The sequence below is a fragment of the Streptomyces rubellomurinus genome (assembly GCF_000961885.1).
Taxonomy (GTDB): Bacteria; Actinomycetota; Actinomycetes; order Streptomycetales; family Streptomycetaceae; genus Kitasatospora; species Kitasatospora rubellomurina.
Genome location: NZ_JZKH01000250.1, coordinates 1 through 1,139, shown reverse-complemented (window position 1 = coordinate 1,139; position 1,139 = coordinate 1). Strand labels below are relative to the sequence as shown.

Genomic DNA, 1,139 nt, shown 5'->3' with positions numbered 1-1,139 from the left:
CGGCGTCGCCGAACCGCTCAGCCCGCTGCCACTCACCGTCGCGGCGACCGTCGACTCCGTCGGGCCGTACACGTTCAGCAGGGTGCGCCCCGGCGACCACCGGCCGACGACCTCACCCGGCAGCGCCTCACCGGCCGCCATCAGGAAGCCGCCCGGCAGCAGCTCGTCACTCGGCTCCATCGCCGCCAGGACCACCGGCGGCAGCAGCGCATGGGTCACCCCGAAGCCGGTCAGCACCTGCGCCAGCTCCTCGCCCGGGACCAGCTTCTCGGCGGGCGCCACCACCAGGGCCGCGCCGGTGAACAGGCCCATGGCGAGATCCCAGAAGGCGACGTCGAAGCTCGGCGAGGCGAACTGCAGCACCCGCGAACCGGGGCCCACCGGCGCCCGTTCGAGCTGGGTGGCGAGCATGCCCGCCACACCCGCGTGCGAGACCACGACGCCCTTGGGGCGGCCGGTCGAGCCGGAGGTGTAGATCACGTAGGCCGGGTTCGACAACCGCGCCGGACTGACGATTTCCGCCGCGGACTGCGCCTCCACGGCCGCGATCACGGCCGGGTCGTCCAGGACCGTCGCCGGACGGCCGTCCGGCACCCGGTCGGCCACGTCCGAGCGGGTCAGCACGAGCTGCGGCCGGGCGTCATCGAGCATGTACGAGATCCGCTCGGCCGGGTAGGCCGGGTCGACCGGAAGGTACGCCCCGCCCGCCTTCCACACCGCGAGCACGGCGACCACGAGCTCCACCGAGCGCGGCAGGGCCAGCGCCACGAACGACTCCGGCCCGACCCCCATCCCGACCAGGTAGCGGGCCAACTTCGTGACCCGCGCGTCGAGTTCGGCCGCCGACAGCTCGCCGCCCTCGAACAGCAGCGCCGGCGCGTCCGGCGCCGCCGCCACCCGGGCCGCGAACAGCTCCGCCGCGGTCAACGCCTCGACGGCGCGCGGCGCGCTGCTCCAGCCCTCCAGCCCCTGCCGGCGCTCATCGGCGTCCAGCACCTCGATCCGCCCGATCCGCAGGTCCGGCTCCGCGGCGGCCGCCGTCAGCACCCGGACGAAACGCTCGCAGATCCGCTCGGCCGTCTCCGGGTCGAAGAGGTCGCAGGAGTACTCCAGCAGACCCGCCAGACCGCCCTCCGCCT

The 1,139-nt window shown here is 74.7% G+C and carries 1 protein-coding gene; it reads right to left on the bottom strand.

Going from position 1 to position 1,139, the window contains the following annotated elements:
- Positions 1-1,139, bottom strand: a 1,139-nt coding sequence (locus VM95_RS37610; RefSeq protein WP_045705963.1) for an AMP-binding protein, incomplete at both ends; no start/stop codon positions are given.